Origin of the sequence: Arthrobacter sp. Leaf337 (genome assembly GCF_001423745.1) — a bacterium.
In the GTDB taxonomy this organism is placed as follows: Bacteria; Actinomycetota; Actinomycetes; order Actinomycetales; family Micrococcaceae; genus Arthrobacter.
This window is the reverse complement of the sequence record NZ_LMPC01000023.1, coordinates 86,898-102,512: the sequence shown is the minus strand read 5'-3', so window position 1 is coordinate 102,512 and position 15,615 is coordinate 86,898. Positions and strand designations below refer to the sequence as shown.

General features: G+C 64.7%; 13 protein-coding genes. 5 read left to right on the top strand and 8 right to left on the bottom strand.

What is annotated here, in order from left to right:
- Window positions 1-17: 17 nt before the first annotated feature.
- Window positions 18-779: an SDR family NAD(P)-dependent oxidoreductase gene (locus ASF98_RS15275; protein WP_055803285.1), complete on the bottom strand. Its 762-nt coding sequence runs from the start codon at window positions 777-779 to the stop codon at window positions 18-20.
- Between the two features lie 175 nt (window positions 780-954).
- Window positions 955-1,740 carry an IclR family transcriptional regulator gene (locus ASF98_RS15270; RefSeq protein WP_055803283.1) on the bottom strand — a complete coding sequence of 262 codons (786 nt, stop codon included), beginning with the start codon at window positions 1,738-1,740 and terminating at the stop codon, window positions 955-957.
- A gap of 132 nt (window positions 1,741-1,872) precedes the next feature.
- Between ASF98_RS15270 and ASF98_RS15265 the strand changes: the two genes are divergently transcribed.
- Window positions 1,873-3,633: an FAD-dependent oxidoreductase gene (locus tag ASF98_RS15265; RefSeq protein ID WP_055803280.1), complete on the top strand. Its 1,761-nt coding sequence runs from the start codon at window positions 1,873-1,875 to the stop codon at window positions 3,631-3,633.
- A 121-nt stretch (window positions 3,634-3,754) separates the two neighbouring features.
- Here ASF98_RS15265 and ASF98_RS15260 read toward each other — a convergent pair whose 3' ends face one another.
- The 6 genes from ASF98_RS15260 to ASF98_RS15235 all read right to left on the bottom strand — a co-directional run bounded on the left by ASF98_RS15260 (window position 3,755) and on the right by ASF98_RS15235 (window position 12,149).
- Complete coding sequence (locus ASF98_RS15260; RefSeq protein ID WP_082506872.1) at window positions 3,755-4,906, bottom strand: glycosyltransferase; 1,152 nt, start codon at window positions 4,904-4,906, stop codon at window positions 3,755-3,757.
- Between the two features lie 11 nt (window positions 4,907-4,917).
- Entirely contained in the window at window positions 4,918-6,534 is a 1,617-nt protein-coding gene (locus ASF98_RS15255; RefSeq protein WP_055803277.1) for a glycosyltransferase family 39 protein, read from the bottom strand.
- A gap of 55 nt (window positions 6,535-6,589) precedes the next feature.
- Window positions 6,590-7,879, bottom strand: a complete 1,290-nt coding sequence (locus ASF98_RS15250) for a glycosyltransferase (RefSeq protein WP_055803274.1) — start codon at window positions 7,877-7,879, stop codon at window positions 6,590-6,592.
- Window positions 7,880-7,965: 86 nt separating this feature from the next.
- A complete protein-coding gene (locus tag ASF98_RS15245) occupies window positions 7,966-8,697 on the bottom strand; it encodes a hypothetical protein (protein ID WP_055803270.1) in 732 nt (243 codons plus the stop codon).
- Window positions 8,697-10,547 carry a galactose oxidase early set domain-containing protein gene (locus ASF98_RS15240; protein WP_235506037.1) on the bottom strand — a complete coding sequence of 617 codons (1,851 nt, stop codon included), beginning with the start codon at window positions 10,545-10,547 and terminating at the stop codon, window positions 8,697-8,699. The genes ASF98_RS15245 and ASF98_RS15240 overlap by 1 nt, the downstream gene beginning before the upstream one ends.
- Before the next feature lie 957 nt (window positions 10,548-11,504).
- Entirely contained in the window at window positions 11,505-12,149 is a 645-nt protein-coding gene (locus tag ASF98_RS15235; protein WP_055803267.1) for an acVLRF1 family peptidyl-tRNA hydrolase, read from the bottom strand.
- Window positions 12,150-12,201: 52 nt separating this feature from the next.
- Here ASF98_RS15235 and ASF98_RS15230 point away from each other — a divergent pair, with 52 nt between their 5' ends.
- The 4 genes from ASF98_RS15230 (at window position 12,202) to ASF98_RS15215 (ending at window position 15,607) form a co-directional block, all read left to right on the top strand.
- On the top strand, window positions 12,202-13,623 hold the full coding sequence (locus ASF98_RS15230) for a replication-associated recombination protein A (protein WP_028269106.1): 1,422 nt from the start codon (window positions 12,202-12,204) through the stop codon (window positions 13,621-13,623).
- A 243-nt stretch (window positions 13,624-13,866) separates the two neighbouring features.
- Complete coding sequence (locus ASF98_RS15225; protein WP_055803264.1) at window positions 13,867-14,265, top strand: cupin domain-containing protein; 399 nt, start codon at window positions 13,867-13,869, stop codon at window positions 14,263-14,265.
- Window positions 14,266-14,460: 195 nt separating this feature from the next.
- A complete protein-coding gene (gene rpsD, locus ASF98_RS15220) occupies window positions 14,461-15,087 on the top strand; it encodes a 30S ribosomal protein S4 (RefSeq protein ID WP_011692125.1) in 627 nt (208 codons plus the stop codon).
- Window positions 15,088-15,232: 145 nt separating this feature from the next.
- On the top strand, window positions 15,233-15,607 hold the full coding sequence (locus ASF98_RS15215) for a DUF948 domain-containing protein (RefSeq protein WP_028269108.1): 375 nt from the start codon (window positions 15,233-15,235) through the stop codon (window positions 15,605-15,607).
- The last annotated feature ends 8 nt before the right edge of the window (window positions 15,608-15,615 follow it).

The following is a 15,615-nucleotide window of genomic DNA, read 5'->3' as shown; positions in this document are numbered from 1 at the left end:
GAAGATGAGGGGCCGGGTCAGACGGCGGTGTAGCCGCCGTCGATGACGAGCTCGGAACCTGTGGTGAACCGTGATTCGTCGGAGGCCAGGTACAGCACGCCGTAGGCGATTTCGTCCGGCTTGCCCTGCCGGGGAAGGGGGTTGGAGCCCACCAGCTGCTTGTAGTAGGCCTCGGCGCCGATCTCCGACTGCTCGGCGGAGCGGCGGCTCATCCGGGTGTCCATGGATCCGGGGTGGATGGAGTTCACCCGGATGCCGTGGGCTCCGTACGCCGCGGCATCGGACTTGCTCAGGAGCCGGACGGCGCCCTTGGTCGCGTGGTACAGGGGCACGTTCCGTCCGCCCGTGATGCCGTGGATGGAGGAGAAGTTGACGATGCTGCCGGCGCCTTTTTCGATCATGCCGGGGACCACATGCTTGGTCATCAGCCAGACACCCTTGACGTTGACGTTGAAGATCGTGTCGAAGTCCGTCACCGATGCGGTGTGGGAGGCTCCGGCGGGGCCGATGATTCCGGCGGCGTTGACCAGGATGTCCGGCGTGCCCAGGTCGTCACGGACCCGGCGGATAGCGTCCGCGACGCTGTCCTCGCTGGTGACATCGACGTCGTACTCGCTGATATTTGCATGGGCCGCCCCGGCCGGGATGCCGGCAACGTCCAGGCTGGCTACCTTTGCGCCGTGCTGCGCCAGCAGGGCGGCGGTGGCGCTGCCCAGGTCGCCGCGGCCGCCGGTGACGATGGCAGTCTTGCCGGCCACGCGGTTCGCTGTGGTGTTCATGTGGTGTGCTCCTCCGTAACTCCTGCAGCCTCATTGCTGCGTCCTAGCCAGAGTTGCAGGGGAGGTGTGACTGGAACCACATGATTGCCGATGAACGGAAAAGACGGCACTGGCTGGATCTGCTCAGTGCCTCTGCTCAGTGCCTCTGCTCAGTGCCTCTGCTCAGTGGCTCTGCTCAGTGGCTTTGGCGAAGTGTGCCCTTCAGCTCGCCCCGCCAGCCAAGGGCCCGTGAGATGCCCCGGGCCGCAGCCATCAGGACGGGGACCCGGGCGGCCGCGTTCTCCTCGTTGCGCGGCACCACCACGCTGAGCGCGGCGCGAACAGTGTTGTCCGGTCCGAAGACGGGGACGGCGATGCCGCTGGATTCGGGCACGATCACGCCCGGCATGGCCGCAAAGCCGCGCTGCCTGATCTCGGCCAGGTGGCGGCGCAGCAGGGATGGTTCGGTGAGGGTGGTTTCGGTGAACTTCGTCAGCGGCCGGGCAAGGAAGCTGTCCTGGTAGGCGGCCGGGGCGTGTGCCAGCAGGACCAGGCCCGACGACGTTGCGTGCAGCGGCAGCCTGCCGGCGATTTTGGTGATATCCACGATGGTCTTGTCGGAGCCAAGCCGCTCGATGTACAGCACCTCGTCCGAATCCAGGATGCCGAGGGTGGTGGAGTGCTGCACGACGGCCTGCACGTCCTCCATGAACGGCAGGGCCGCCTCCCGCAGTCCGAGCATTTTGGACCCGCGGGAGACGAGCTCCCACATCCTGGTTCCGATGTGGATGTCTCCGCCGGGTTCGCGTTCGAGGAGCCGTTCCCGGAGCAGGTCGTTGACCAGCCGGTAGGTGGTGGTGACGGGCAGCCCGGTCCGGCGCCCGAGTTCGGCGACGGTCATGGAGGTGTGGCGGTCGTCGAACGCGCTCACGATTTTCACGAAGCGGCCGATGATCGACTCGCCGGACGCGGAATTGGCCACTGTTCCTCCTCAGGATTACCGCTCAATGGTAATCCTCCTGCCAGTGGCCGGAACTGCCGGGTCTACTGGGGCTTTAGCCTTCCACCCGGCTGCCGCGAGGATGCGGTCGGCTGACTGAATGGAGCAGGATCTATGAGCACGGCAAGCAACAAGAGCAAAGCACCAGTCACGGGGACCACCGTTTGTGATGTCCTCGTTATCGGCTCCGGCGTGGCCGGGATGGCAGCCGCATTGAAGGCCGCGTCGCAGGACCTGACGGTAATCGTTGCGGAAAAGGAGCAGTACTTTGGCGGGACCACGGCCATTTCCGCCGGCTGGGCGTGGGTCCCCGGCAATAAGCAGGGTGTGGCGCAGGGCGACACCCGGGAGGACGCCGAGACGTACCTGAGGAACCTGGCCCCGGAGACGTTCAACGAAGCGGGCGTTCGGGACTTCCTGGATACGGTGCCCGAGGCGATCTCCTTTTTCGAGGACGAAACCGAGGTGAAGTTCACATACCCGGAGAAGTCCCCGGACTACCAGATGGACCTGCCCGGGGCGAAACTCTCGGGCCGTGCCATCCTGCCGCAGGATGTTGACGCACGCGTGCTCGGGGACAAGCGGCTCCTGATGCAGCCGTACATGAGCTCCTACACGGTGTTCGGCTACATGCCGCAGGTGGGTCCCGACATCAACGAGTTCTTCCACGTGAACCAGTCGGTGAAATCGTTCGTCTATGTGGCGAAGAAGCTGCTGCGCACGTGGGCCGACGCTGCCCGCTACAAGCGTCCCGTCCTGCGTTCCAACGGCAACGCCCTGATGACCCGCATGGTGAAGAGCGCCGACGACCTGGGCGTGCGGTTGTGGAAGTCTTCGCCCGCCCTGTCGCTGACCCGTGACGATGCCGGAACCGTGACCGGGGCCGTCCTTGGGGGAGAGCATGCGGGCACGGTGACAGCACGGCTCGGCGTGATCCTCGCGGCCGGCGGCTTCTCGGGCAATAAGGAGCTTCGGCAGCAGTACTTCCCGCACGACGCCGACGGCGACGACCACTTCACGCCGACAGTGGGCCACGGCGGGGACGCCGCCACCCTGGCGATGAGTGCCGGCGGACATATCGATGACTCCGTGTTCAGCGTGGGCTCCTGGGCACCGGTAACCGTGTTCAAGTACCTGAGCGGCAAGGAGCGGCTCTTCCCGCACCTGCGGGCCATCGGCCTGCCCGGCCTCATCGCCGTCGACCGTCACGGCAAGCGCTTCGGCAACGAGGCGCTGAGCTACCACGACTTCGGCGGCGCGATGATCCGGCACAACAAGGACGAAGACAAGACGTTCGGCTACGTGATCGGCGACGCGAAGACGATGCACAAGTACGGCATCGGCTACGCTAAGCCCTGGCCGATGCCCCGCGGTTATTTCTACCGGACCGGATACCTGGTCAAGGGGAACACGCTGGCGGAACTGGCCGGAAAGCTCGGCATCGATGCACGGGGCCTTGCGGCCACAGTGGCTGAATTCAACCCGGCAGCTGTGCGCGGTGAGGATCCGGCGTTCGGCCGCGGCTCCACCCTGTACAACCACTTCCGCGGCGACCTTGAACACAAACCGAATCCGAACCTGGCCCCGATCGGCAAGGGTCCGTACTACGCCGCAAAGATCCAGATGGGCGACCTGGGCACCTTTGCCGGAGTGGGGGTCAATGAGCATTCGGAAGTTGTCACCACGGAGGGAACGGCAGTCCCCGGCCTGCTTGCCGTCGGCGCGGCTGCCGTGAGCGTTTTCGGCGGCGGCTATCCGGGCTACGGTTCGCACATCGGGCCGGCCCTTGTATTCGGGTACCGGGCGGGCCGGGACATCGCCAAACTCGCGGTCGGCCGGGATGCGGACCGCGCGGCCAGCGTCGTGGCGGGCTAGGGGAGCGGCCGGAGGCCGGCCTGCCCCTGACCACAGCCCACCGGCGCGTGGACGATCTGGTCCTGCACGGCCTGATTGAGCGGCTACCGGACGGGAACCTGCGCTCCGCGATGCGGACTCCTTACATGACAGGGTCGCCCTGTGCCTGTGGCACGAAAGGCTCGCGACGGACTCCCGGCATGGTGGCGGCGGCCGGTGCAGGCTGCGTTGGCCGATAGACGACCTTGGAGTGGTAGAGATACCTCACGGTGAACGCAGCCAGCAGCGTCAGTCCCTGGGCAACGACGCTGTTGATCATGAGCGTTTCGACGGCGACCATCAGAACAGGCAGCCGCAGCAGTGCCTCGGCGTTGTTGAACCCGAAGGAGTGCAGGAACCGGGTTGTCCGCGACCTCGCTGTGGGCAGGCTCGCGCCGAAAACCAGCCGCTCCTGCATGACGAAGTTCGAAACGATGGTCAGTTCCGCAGCGACGACGGCCGCGAAAACGTAGTGTGTCCCCGCTGCCAGCAGGAGGCCCATAATCAGGAGGTTGAGCACCGCGCCGACTGCGCCCACGCCCGCAAAAACCCCGGCCCGGCCAATGCGAAGCTGCACGAGTTGAAGGAGGAAGCCCATGCCTGCGCGGACGCCTGCCTTGGATGTTCCGGCCGTGCGCTTGTCGAAGATGAAGGGAACTTCCGAGACAGCCAGGCGATGCCTGCCGAGAATCTCGAGAAGGATTTTGAATCCACCGGGGCGGAGCCTGTCGTAATCCACTGTCGAGCGGCGCAGGGCGAAGAATCCGGTCAGGGGGTCGGAACAGTCACGCAACTTTGAGGGGAACAGGCAGCGTGTCAGCAGGGACGCACTGCCGGAAACTATCCGCCGGTAAAGGCTGGGGAGCCCATCGGCGCTACTGCCCGGGCCGCAATACCGGGAGGCCAGGGCTACATCATGGCGGCCGCCTTCGAGCTCTGCGAGCAGGACGGGAATCAGCTCCGGCGGGTGCTGGAGATCACCAGCCATGACGAGGCAGTAGTCGGCTGAGCTCGACTGCAACCCCTCGACGACGGCCCCGCTCAAACCGCCCTCGGGCTCTGTCCGGTGGATCATCCGGACCGGAAGGGCCGCGGTCGACGCAACGCGGCCAATGACCTCGGGCGTGTCGTCCGTGGAGTCATCAACGAAGATGATTTCGGCGTCGATATCCTTGCAGGCTCCCGCCACACGGTTGACGAGCTGCTCGATGTTGGGTGCTTCATTGGCAGTGGGTACGATCACTGAAAGTTTCACGGTACCTGCTCCTATCGCTCGTTGGCCTGTGGCCGGACGGGGGCTTCCACCCTGCGGATACTCCACTCGCCAAAAGTCCGGACAGTCGTGGAATGCTGCAGGGCGGAGGCTGCCCGGTTCAGGCCCAGGCTGTCGATGTTGGCCGTGACGGACGGTCCGACGATGATCCAGTCGATCTCCTGCCATCCGTCGGGATGGGCTGTTTCAAATTGTTTGTCGAGGTCGGGTTTCTCCGTGGCGATCATGGTCCAGGAGTCGTTCCAGCCGCTGGAATTGAGGTCGTACCACATGGAGTATGGCGCCAGGACGACGTCCTCGCGGGAGATGTTGTCCTGAACCCAGGAGAGCGTCTGCCGCCAGTTGGCATTGTTTTCGGCCGTCAGGAGGTCCCTGTCCTGTTCGAACCATTGCGGCACGGACATGAGCACCAGCGAGGAGCAAAGGACCGCCACGAACGCTGCCCGCAACGGCCTTCGTAGGCTCGGCCGGGTCCTTACGTACTTCTCAAGCCCGGACCACGCGATGTCGACGCCGGTGCCCAGCGCCAGGGCGAGGAACGGGATCACCCCGATGATGTACATCGCCGGGAGGTAGCCCTGGCCGAGAACAATAGGAATGGCGAAGGAGAGAATTGCGACTGTTAGGACCCGGGCCTGTTTCCTCAATAGGCAGAGGGCGGCTGCCACAAGGCCGGCGGCAATGAGGTACTTGTCGAAGTAGAGCCAGCCCGCCAACAACTCCGCGCGGCTCGAACCGGCTTCGAAGATTCTTCCCGAACCTGAGCGTTCCAGGAACTGGTACGAGAGGGCGTCCTGCAAGGAGACGTGGTTGGATCCGGAGAAGAGCTCGTTCCTCAGCAGCGCCGACAACGGATAGAAGGCGAGGATCAGCCCTCCCACCGTAAGGAATCCCACCACGGAGAACGAACGGTTGCTCCAGCGCGGACGGTAGGTGAGCGCCATCAACAGCGCCGGGCCGAAGATCGCAAGGGTCTCCTTCGAAAGGACCGCCACGGCGAAGCAGATCCCCGCGCACACGTGGTGCCACAGGGCGTCGCGGGAAGAGAGGGCCAGATAGAAGGCCAGCAGGAGCCAGGGAACGCCGATGTTGTCGAGGTAGATCTGCCGTCCCAGGACCAGGGAAAGCGGTGACAGGATGAAGATCACGGTTGTCAGCGCGGCGAAGGGAATACGGACTTTCAGGCGCCTGGCAACCATGTAGAGCAGGACGGCGCTGGCAACGAAGAATGCGGCGATGACGTACCTCGTTGCACCGATGGCCGTCCCGTCGCCCAGCCCCAGCATCGTCGGGAGCCAGTTGAGGGCCGCGATCTGGATCCACCCCAGTGGCGGGTGGTCATACCAGTAGGTGTAGGGGGCCAGGCTTCCCGAATGAACGGCAAAGGCCTGGGCCGTGTAGGTCCCCTCGTCGTCCTGGTAGCTGGGGGCGCCGGTCAAATTCCACAGGCTGAGGACGGCCGCCGCTGCTGTGAGCACCCACAACGTGATGCGGTCCCAGAAGGACAGCTGCGTCAGGGAAAACGGTGCATCGGGTCCCGGGCCCCGGTGCTGGGGTGAGCCGCTGTTCTTGCCTTCAATGACGGCCGGTTCCATCTCCGCAACTGCCATGATTTCCTCCTTCTTTGCCTGGTTGCTTCGAATCTAGGGACGGACGGGGGTGAATTTAGGGACGGACCGGGGCGGCCGCCGCGGGTTCGAGGTAGGAAAGATGCGCGCCCGAGTGGTCGGTCTTTTCCCAGCCGAAGTCGCGGCGGATGAACTTGAGCAGGGCGCGCAGGGCGGAAAACGCAAGTACCAGCTGGTAGAGGGGTGTGCCGACAATGAGGCGCAGGTAGTCGTACCAGATGATGGTGAACTTATGGTCCCGGCCGAATTCCTGGAGCATGCAGATGTCGAAGGCAATGGTCGCCAGGGTGGGGATGAGGGGGAGGAAGGCCACGAGCGTGACAACGAGCGGGAACCCGCCCCACACTGCTGCGAAGATTGCCACGGGAATGCAGACGCCGGCGAAGGCCATGAAGTGCTGCTGCATCAGCGTCCACCAGGCAATGGCACGCATCTTTCGGGTGGGCAGGTTCTTCCAGTCGCCTTTGGCGAATACCTGCATGAAGCCCAGCGACCAGCGGGTCCGCTGGCGCACCAGGGCCTTAAGGGTGTCCGGAGTCTCCTCGCGGGTGACCAGTTCGGGGGAGTAGGCAACGATGATTTTCCGGCCGAGGGTGGATAGTCGGACCCCCAGGTCGCAATCCTCGGCAAGGCAGTTCCCGTCCCAGCCGCGGACTTCGTTGAGGAGCTCACGTTTGATGAACACTGTGTTGCCGCCCAAGGGAATGAACCCCTGCCGGGAGTGGGCATGCAACCGGGACCTGAACCACGTGAAGTACTCCAGGCAGTTACGCAGTGAGTACCAGGTGTCACGGTAGTTGATGAGCTGGACGGCCCCTTGGACCACGTCGGCATTCTTCGTCGCGAAAACGCTGTCAATGTGGGCCAGTAACTCTTTCGCCGCGATCGATTCGGCATCGAACACGCCCACCACGCTGTTGCGGCACATGGACAGCGCCTTGTTGAGCTGCCGTGGTTTGTTCTTGGTTTCACTGACGTCCACGCTTACCCGGACGAGGTCCGGGTGTTCACTGGCGAGCTTGTACGCCGTCTGAACGGTTTCCGGGTCGTCGTGGCCCACCGAGATGACCACTTCCTTGCGGGAATGCGTCTGGGCCAGCAGCGCTGAAAGGGTGGCCCGCATCACGTCCTCCCGCTCGTTCCTGCACGGCATGATCAGCGAGAAGGAGCACGCTTCCGTCTCCTGCAGGCCCGAGTAGGACGTGCGGATTTGGGTCTTGGGATCCCACCACGCATACGTATTGAGGTACAGGGTGGACAACGCAATGGCGAACAACGCCAAAGCGATCAGGACGACCAGGGCGCTGGCCAGCACGGAAACGGGCATGGGGTAGCTCCAATGAAAGGTGGCGGGCCGGGAATGGCTTGGTGGGTGAAACTCAGGTGGGGGCGGCTCGGGGTGCAGTGCTGTGCTCAGTCGGCCGGGCCGCAGGCCATCCCGTCGTCGTTCGGGTCCAGCTTCTGGGGGTCGACGCCTTCCTGCCGGACGACGATGCCATTCGGGAAGTACTCGCGGACTTCAGCGCAGTTCCAGTCGTGGGCCATCGAACCGGGGTCCATGCCTGCGCTCTTCATGTCCTGGAGATGCTGGCTTTGGCTTGGCGGAACAGCGGGCAGGCACTGGCCGTCCGCGCCGTACTGGGGGAGGCAGCCGCCAAGGGAAACGTCCCCGGAGCCCAGCACCGCGGCCGGGTCCACGGCAGCTTGCTCCGCGAGGCCGGACGAACGGTCCCGGCCGTCGCGCCTGGCGCCTGCTGCCGGACCTACTTCAGCCCCTGCAGCCTCACTGAGTGAAACCTCAGCCCTGTTCCCGAGCCCGGGTGCTTCATCAGCGCGGCCCGCCGCAGTGCTGTCGTTCCGGGCACTCTCCGGGAGTACCTCCGGTTGGCCCGCCGGCCGTGCGGCGGAGTCGTGGTGTGTGGGGCCGGCCGTCCCGCCGGACACTGACGCCGGTACTGGTGCAGGCAGGGGTTCCCCCGGGGCCGCGGCCAGGTGTGCGGCAGCATCAACTGTCGCCACGGTGGAGACGGCGGATATGCCGCCCCATGTCACGACGGCCGCCACGGCAAGGCCTGTAGTGGCCAGCACAGTGGTCCAGCGCCTGCCGCGGCCTGGTGTGCGCCGGTCTACTTTCCTGAGATTCATCATGAGATCCACACCCACTTGGAGATGCTGGGGACGCCGTCAGTATCGAGGACCGAAAGCATGTAGGGTCCCGGTGGAAGAAGGTTCGGGTTGTCCGGTATCTGTGCTGTGCGGCTGCCGCCTGTTCCTGCGATGGGGAGGTCGACCAGACGGGCGTTGGTGTCCGTCTGATGGGTTGCGGACATCGGCGACATGAGGGAGGCGGAGGAGACGTTGCCCGCGACCCCCAGTTCAATGGTCTGGCCATAGCGTGCCGATCCCGGAACAGCCGTGACCGTGGGGCGCGTGCCTTTGAACAGGTAGGGCGGGCTGTAGACGGAGATCCGAAGCTCGAAGGAGTTGTCCAGCGGATTCGAACCCAGGATGGCCACCTTGCCGTCGGGCAGCAGGATCGACGTCGAGTGGTAGTTGCGTCCCACCGGATCAGCCCCGATTTCCTTCCAGGAGTTGCTCACGGGGTTGTACAGGGAAGCGGTCTGAACATTGCCGGCGCGGTTCAGTTGCGCGCCGTTCGCCGCGAGCACCGTCCGGTCCGGAAGATTGACCAAGTTGACGTACGTCTTGCCGGGCCCGGGAAGGTCCGGGCCGGGGACGTAAGCAGGTGTTGCCTGCTTGAAGTCGATGATGTCCACGAGGTTGATGCCCGGGGCGTTTCCGTCCGTATTACCGCCGCCCACAATCATCAGCTTCTGGTCCTGGGCGGGCCCGATGAAGACGGAACCGGCCTGGTCCCTCATATCCTTTTGCCGTAGCCCCGGGACGTCCCACATCTGCGCCGTGGTCCAGTCGTATACCCTGGCGCCGGTGCCGGGCAGGCCGTTTCCGAAGGTATGGCCGCCCGTATAGAACATTTTGCCGTCGTCCAGCAGGAACATGTGCGGGTAGGTGCCCCAGTAGCTCCACGTCTGCGGGACCTGGTTCTGCGGCAGCCAATCCATAGCCGAGGTGTCAAACATTTCCGTCAGGACGGTTCCCTGAGCCTGCTCGTCGATTCCGCCCGCGGACCACACATCCCCGTTACCCAGCTTGGTAAGCGACGGGTACCAGTGGGCGCCGGTCATATCGCCGATCTGGTGGAACTGGTCGTCTGCCGGATCGAAGTAGTAGCTCTTCTTCGCGCCCTTGAATGCGGTCGGTCCGTCAGTGCCGGCCGGGAAGGCTTCAGTGCCGCCAGCCAGCAGGACCTTGCCGTCAGGCAGGGTCACGTGGCCGGCGCAGAACATGTCGTAGGGGACCGGGACGTCCTTGAAGGCGTTGGTGCTTGGCGTCCAGACCACGGCCTTGAACGATCCCGCCGTGAAGGCTGCCCCGTCGTTCCCCGAACCCGCGATCAGCAGCAGGCGCCCGTCATGAAGCAGGGTCGAATGGATGGCGCGGATGGGGAGCTGGGTGGTCAGGACGTCCCACGAGCCCACGAGTTCCGGTCCGCCGGCAACCGGAGGCGGTGAAGGGTCGTACTTGACCATGGAGTAGTTGGTGGTCTTCAGCGAACCGTTGGCGCTGAGGGACAAACCAAAGGAGATCCGGTCAACGCCCTGGGGTATCACCGGGGTCCGTGCCTGGGCCGTGGTCCAGGCCGCACTGGCCGGCAGCGTCTTCAGGTCGGTCCAGTATTGCCAGCCCGTGGCAGTGTGAGCGAAGACCGTCAGGTTTGTGCCTGGAACGGCGGTTGTCTTGTAATCGACTTTGAGGTCGTATTGCGCTCCAGGTACGACGGCGGGGGCGCAGCCGGCCTGCTCCGACTGAATGAGTTTCGCGTCGCCGGAAACGTAGGAAGCAATTGTCAGGTCCTGCGACCGGGTGCCGACGGTTGAATTTGCGGGCACATCGGTGGACAGTGAAGAGGTCAACTGGCGATTTCCCCAGCCGCCTATGCTAAAGCAGGTCGGCATTTGCGCACCGGCGGCCAAGTTGCCATTAATAACAAGTTGCCCCGTGTTCGGCACCGGTTCAGTAACCACATTTTGCACTAATGAATAGTCGTCGGTGATTAACGTCCCATTAGCCGAGAGCGAAAGGCCGAAGGCAATTTGATCGGTACCTTCAGGAACTACCGGAGTAGTGGCGGCGGCAAGGGTCCAGCCGACCGCTGGCGCCTGCCGCTCGATGTCGCCCCAATAGCTCCACCCCTGCGCAGTATGCCGGAAGACGGTGAGCGACACAGATGCGGTGGACTTGTACCAGATGCCCATCTCGTAGGTTTGTCCCGCGGTGACCTTGGGGGCGCAGTCAATGCTCTCCGTCTGAAGCAGCTTGCGATCCCCCTGGGTGTACCCAGTGACCGTCACCCCATAAGATCGGCCGCCGTTGCGGCCTTGGGCGAAGGCCCACTTTCCTGGTGTTCCCCAGCCTGAGGGCTTGAAACAGGTGGGCTGGCCGTTGCCTAGTTCCAGCGAGGGATTCTTCACCAAATTCACGGGTTCGGCGGCGGAGGCAACCCGTGGATCGCCGGCTAAATAGTTTGCCGTAAACAGGAGCGCAAGGGTTGCCGCAATGATGCCGCTAATTCGAGGTGACTTTTTCATCACGCTGCCCTTGTCCACGGGGCGCGGATAGTCAATGAAAAGACACCGTAGCGGAATTGCCGAACATTCGCGACCGATTCCATAAAGGCATCCATTGAGCGACCCCCCGCTATTATTCGAGACGTGAGACGAATTGATGGAGTGAGTCTAACTTTGGGAATATTTGGCAGAAACGAGTGGTGACTACTTGTTCCTTGCACGCGCGAACTCTCAGGAGGCCACGCCTACCTGATGAGTAGCCTGAGTGCGCCTGTTGCAGTAGTGCGCAACGAGCAGGAAACGCTAAGCCGGATCGGTCACCAGGATCCGCACCGAGCAGGCGTCCGCCGCGGCCTGCTTCAACACGGCGGCGCGCGGATCCGGGACATCCAGGAACGGCAGCCGGGTCAGCGCCGCGTAGCGTTTCAACGCCGGTTCGCCGAGTACCTGTTCCGCCAGGGCCCGGTCGCCGCCCGGCACCAGATATTCGATCCGGTGCTCGCTGAAGATCCGGCCGGCGTGCTCTGCGACTGCCTCCACCAGCGCATCCGCCTGGTTGGCCCGCCGCCGGGCGAAGCGCTGCTGGGACCAGCCGCCGGCAGCGGTCCTGGACGGGATGTGGCGGGTGCCGGTCTTCGCGGCCAGGGCGGCACCGTCACGGACCACGGCCACGGAGTATCCGCCGCGGCGGACCAGCACCAGCCCGAGCGTCCGGGACTGGGCGGCCAGCGATGCCATGCGAGGCACGGCATCGCGGCCGCTGCCGGGCCGTCCGTCCGCAGGCCACGGCGGCTGCAGCAGCGCCACGGCACCGTCCGCCGCGGACAGTTGCAGGCCGCCGTCGACCTCTTCCGCGGCGACGCTGCCGTGGCTGGCAGCGAAACGCTCCACCCAGCCGGGCAGGCGCTCACCGGAGACGAACGCCACACGGGAGTCTGGGGTGGGCATTTCGCGGGTCTCCGTTGTTAGTGGGGTGATGAACTAGAAGTAGCCTATCTATGTGGATGATCTCTTTGGCCAAGGGCCGGACAACGACGACGACGGAACGGCGGCGCCGTCCGGGTCGGCGGTTTCCGGGCCGGCCGCCGGGCGGACGCAGCCCCGGAGCCCGCTGGCCGTGCGGATGCGGCCGAGGACCCTTGACGACGTCGTGGGCCAGCAGCACCTGCTGGGGCAGGGATCGCCGCTGCGCCAGCTGGCCGCCGGCGCAGGAGCCGACTCCTCCGGACCCGCGGGACCGACATCACTCATCCTGTGGGGACCCCCGGGAACAGGAAAGACCACTCTCGCGCATGTGATCGCCAAGGGTCCGGGCCGGAAGTTCGTCGAACTTTCCGCAATCACCGCGGGCGTCAAGGACGTACGCCGCGTGATGGACGAGGCGCTCACGGCCCGGGACCTTTACAAGACCACCACCGTGCTTTTCCTCGACGAGATCCACCGCTTCAACAAAGCCCAGCAGGACGCGCTGCTGCCTGGCGTAGAAAACCGCTGGGTGGTGCTCGTGGCTGCAACCACCGAGAATCCGTCCTTCTCGGTGGTCTCCCCGTTGCTGTCCCGTTCGCTGCTGCTCACGCTCCGCCCCCTGACGGATGCCGACGTCGAGGGGCTGGTCCAGCGGGCCGTGGCTGATCCCCGCGGGCTGAACAGCGCGGTCAAGCTCAGCGAAGAGGCACTGGCCCACCTTGTCAGGTTGTCCGGCGGGGACGCTCGCCGCGCGCTGACAGCGCTGGAGGCGGCTGCCGGTGTGGCGTTCGGTGACGCAGACGACGCCGACGAGGGCCCGGTGGCCGTGGAACTGCGGCACACCGAACGCGCCCTTGATGTTGCCGCCGTCAGGTACGACCGCGCGGGTGACCAGCACTACGACGTCGCGAGCGCCTTCATCAAATCCATTCGCGGATCCGACGTGGATGCCGCATTGCACTACCTGGCACGCATGCTGGAAGCGGGGGAGGACGCGAGATTCATCGCCCGGCGGATCGTGATCTCGGCCGCGGAGGATGTCGGCATGGCGGATCCCACCGCGCTGCAGACCGCCGTCGCCGCGGCGCAGGCCGTGCAGCTGATCGGCATGCCCGAGGGGCGGATTGTGCTTGCCGAGGCGGTCGTCCACCTGGCAACGGCCCCGAAGTCCAACGCCGCGTACATGGGCATCAACAAAGCCACTGCCGACGTCCGGGCGGGCCTGGGCAACGGCATCCCGGCGCACCTGCGGGACGCGCACTATCCGGGATCCAAACAACTCGGGCACGGCCAGGGCTATAAATACGCGCACGACGCCCCGCACGGCGTGGCCACACAGCAGTATCCGCCGGACGACCTCGTCGGCCGGGACTACTACCAGCCCACCGCGAATGGCGCCGAACGCGATATTTCCACCCGGCTGGAGCGGCTCCGGAAGATCATCCGCGGCGGCTGAGGGATGGCGCCGGGACCCGGACTGCCGCGGCGGACAGCCGCCGGCGTCCGCCCCGTTGACTTCCGGCGGGGGAGGGCTAACGTTGAATTACGCCAGCACAGATCTGTTGGACGTGCGTGCCTTGAGGGGGACATCGCACAAATGCCGGTTACTCGCATCCTCAGGCCCCAGGTCGGCGGCCGGCACAGAATTTGCTTGGCACAACCTTTATGCGTCTCCGTCCCAGTCTTCAGGTAGTGTCCCATGTCCGTAAATTTCGTCACAGCAGTATCCGTTAAGTCCTTCGATCTCCCGGACAAGAAACGGTGCCCGGACAAGGCGGAATTCGACCTTGTCACCGTCAACGACTACTCAGTGGCCCGGCTGATCCTCAACCCCGGCTGGCGGTGGTCCGAAAGCATCAAACCGTTCGAGAAAACCGACTTCTGCCAGCACAACCACCTCGGATTCTGCGTGTCCGGTGTGATGGAGGTGGAAACCTCCGACGGTGTCCGTTCGACGATCCATGCCAACGACACCTACACGCTGCCTCCCGGCCACGATGAGTGGGTGGTGGGCGACAAGCCGTTCATCGCCGTCGAGTTCCTGGGCGCCGCTTCCTTCGGCCGGCAGGCAAGCCGCGGAGTCCACGCGCGGATCTGACAGCAGGCGTCGGTGGGGGCAGGCCGCATCATGGTAGGATAGTTCGTTGTCTGGCAAGGCACGGACGCGCAATCCACCAAATTAACTTTGTTGAGGTTATGCCCTGTGCCCAGTAGCAAAAGGCGGCGGTTGGCCGATGCTCTCCATCGTGGAGGCCAGTAACACTGACACACCGCAGATATTGGAAGGACACAAGTGGCTAACAACACTCGTGCTCGCCGTACCGCACGCCTCTCGCGTGCACTCGGCATTGCTCTGACCCCCAAGGCCGCCAAGTACATGGAGCGCCGCCCGTACGGCCCCGGTGAGCATGGCCGTGCCCGCAAGAAGCAGGACTCCGACTACGCCGTACGTCTGCGCGAAAAGCAGCGTCTGCGCGCCCAGTACGGTATCCGCGAAGCCCAGATGACCCGTGCCTTCGAAGAAGCACGCCGCACCAAGGGCCTGACCGGTGAAAACCTGATCGAACTGCTCGAAATGCGTCTCGACGCCCTGGTGCTGCGTGCCGGCTTCGCCCGCACCATCGCCCAGGCCCGCCAGCTGGTTGTGCACCGCCACATCCTGGTTGACGGCATCCGCGTTGACCGCCCGTCCTTCCGCGTCGGCGAGGGCCAGCTGGTCCACGTTCACAGCCGCAGCGAAACCATGCCTCCGTTCCAGGTTGCAGCGGCCGGCGCGCACCGCGACGTCCTGCCCCAGGTTCCGGCTTACCTGGACGTCAAGCTCGACGCCCTGCAGGCTCGCCTGGTTCGTCGCCCGAAGCGCTCCGAGGTTCCCGTAACCTGCGAAGAGCAGCTCGTCGTCGAATTCTACGCACGCTAAATACCAGCAGCGTATACAGAGAAGCCCGTGGCAAGCGCCGCGGGCTTCTTTGTATGTAAGGTACTGGGGGGAGTTCCGCAAGGGCGGCCATCAGGCTGCTGCGGGACCCGCCGCAGTCCACGGAAACACAAGGAGATGAACGTCTATGTCTGGTGGCGATATTGCCGGCCTGATCGCGGCAGGGGTGTTTGCGCTCCTCGTGCTGATACTCGCCGTGCCCATCCTGAAGCTCGGACGGGTTTTCGACGAAGTCCGGACGTCCATCCGTGCGATCAGCGACGGCGCTACGCCGCTCATGGACGAAGTGACCGCCACGGTTTCCACCACCAACCAGCAGCTCAAGAAGGTTGACGGCATCTCGTCCAACGTCTCGGACGCCTCCGCCAATATTTCCGCGTTGTCGTCCCTGGTGGCGGCCACTGTCGGATCGCCGCTGATCAAGGTGGCAGCGTTCAGCTACGGAGTCCGCTCCGCCCTCTCCGCCCGCAAGAAACCCGCCACCGGCCGCCGCAGCCGCTAATTCCGACG

What these genes read in the sequence shown, in the direction of transcription:
- ASF98_RS15215 (WP_028269108.1), top strand. Translation starts at nt 15,233, where the DNA reads ATGTCTGGTGGCGATATTGCCGGCCTGATCGCGGCAGGGGTGTTTGCG.
- ASF98_RS15250 (WP_055803274.1), bottom strand. Translation starts at nt 7,879, where the DNA reads ATGCCCGTTTCCGTGCTGGCCAGCGCCCTGGTCGTCCTGATCGCTTTG.
- ASF98_RS15235 (WP_055803267.1), bottom strand. Translation starts at nt 12,149, where the DNA reads ATGCCCACCCCAGACTCCCGTGTGGCGTTCGTCTCCGGTGAGCGCCTG.
- ASF98_RS15245 (WP_055803270.1), bottom strand. Translation starts at nt 8,697, where the DNA reads ATGAATCTCAGGAAAGTAGACCGGCGCACACCAGGCCGCGGCAGGCGC.
- ASF98_RS15275 (WP_055803285.1), bottom strand. Translation starts at nt 779, where the DNA reads ATGAACACCACAGCGAACCGCGTGGCCGGCAAGACTGCCATCGTCACC.
- ASF98_RS15225 (WP_055803264.1), top strand. Translation starts at nt 13,867, where the DNA reads ATGTCCGTAAATTTCGTCACAGCAGTATCCGTTAAGTCCTTCGATCTC.
- ASF98_RS15255 (WP_055803277.1), bottom strand. Translation starts at nt 6,534, where the DNA reads ATGGCAGTTGCGGAGATGGAACCGGCCGTCATTGAAGGCAAGAACAGC.
- ASF98_RS15265 (WP_055803280.1), top strand. Translation starts at nt 1,873, where the DNA reads ATGAGCACGGCAAGCAACAAGAGCAAAGCACCAGTCACGGGGACCACC.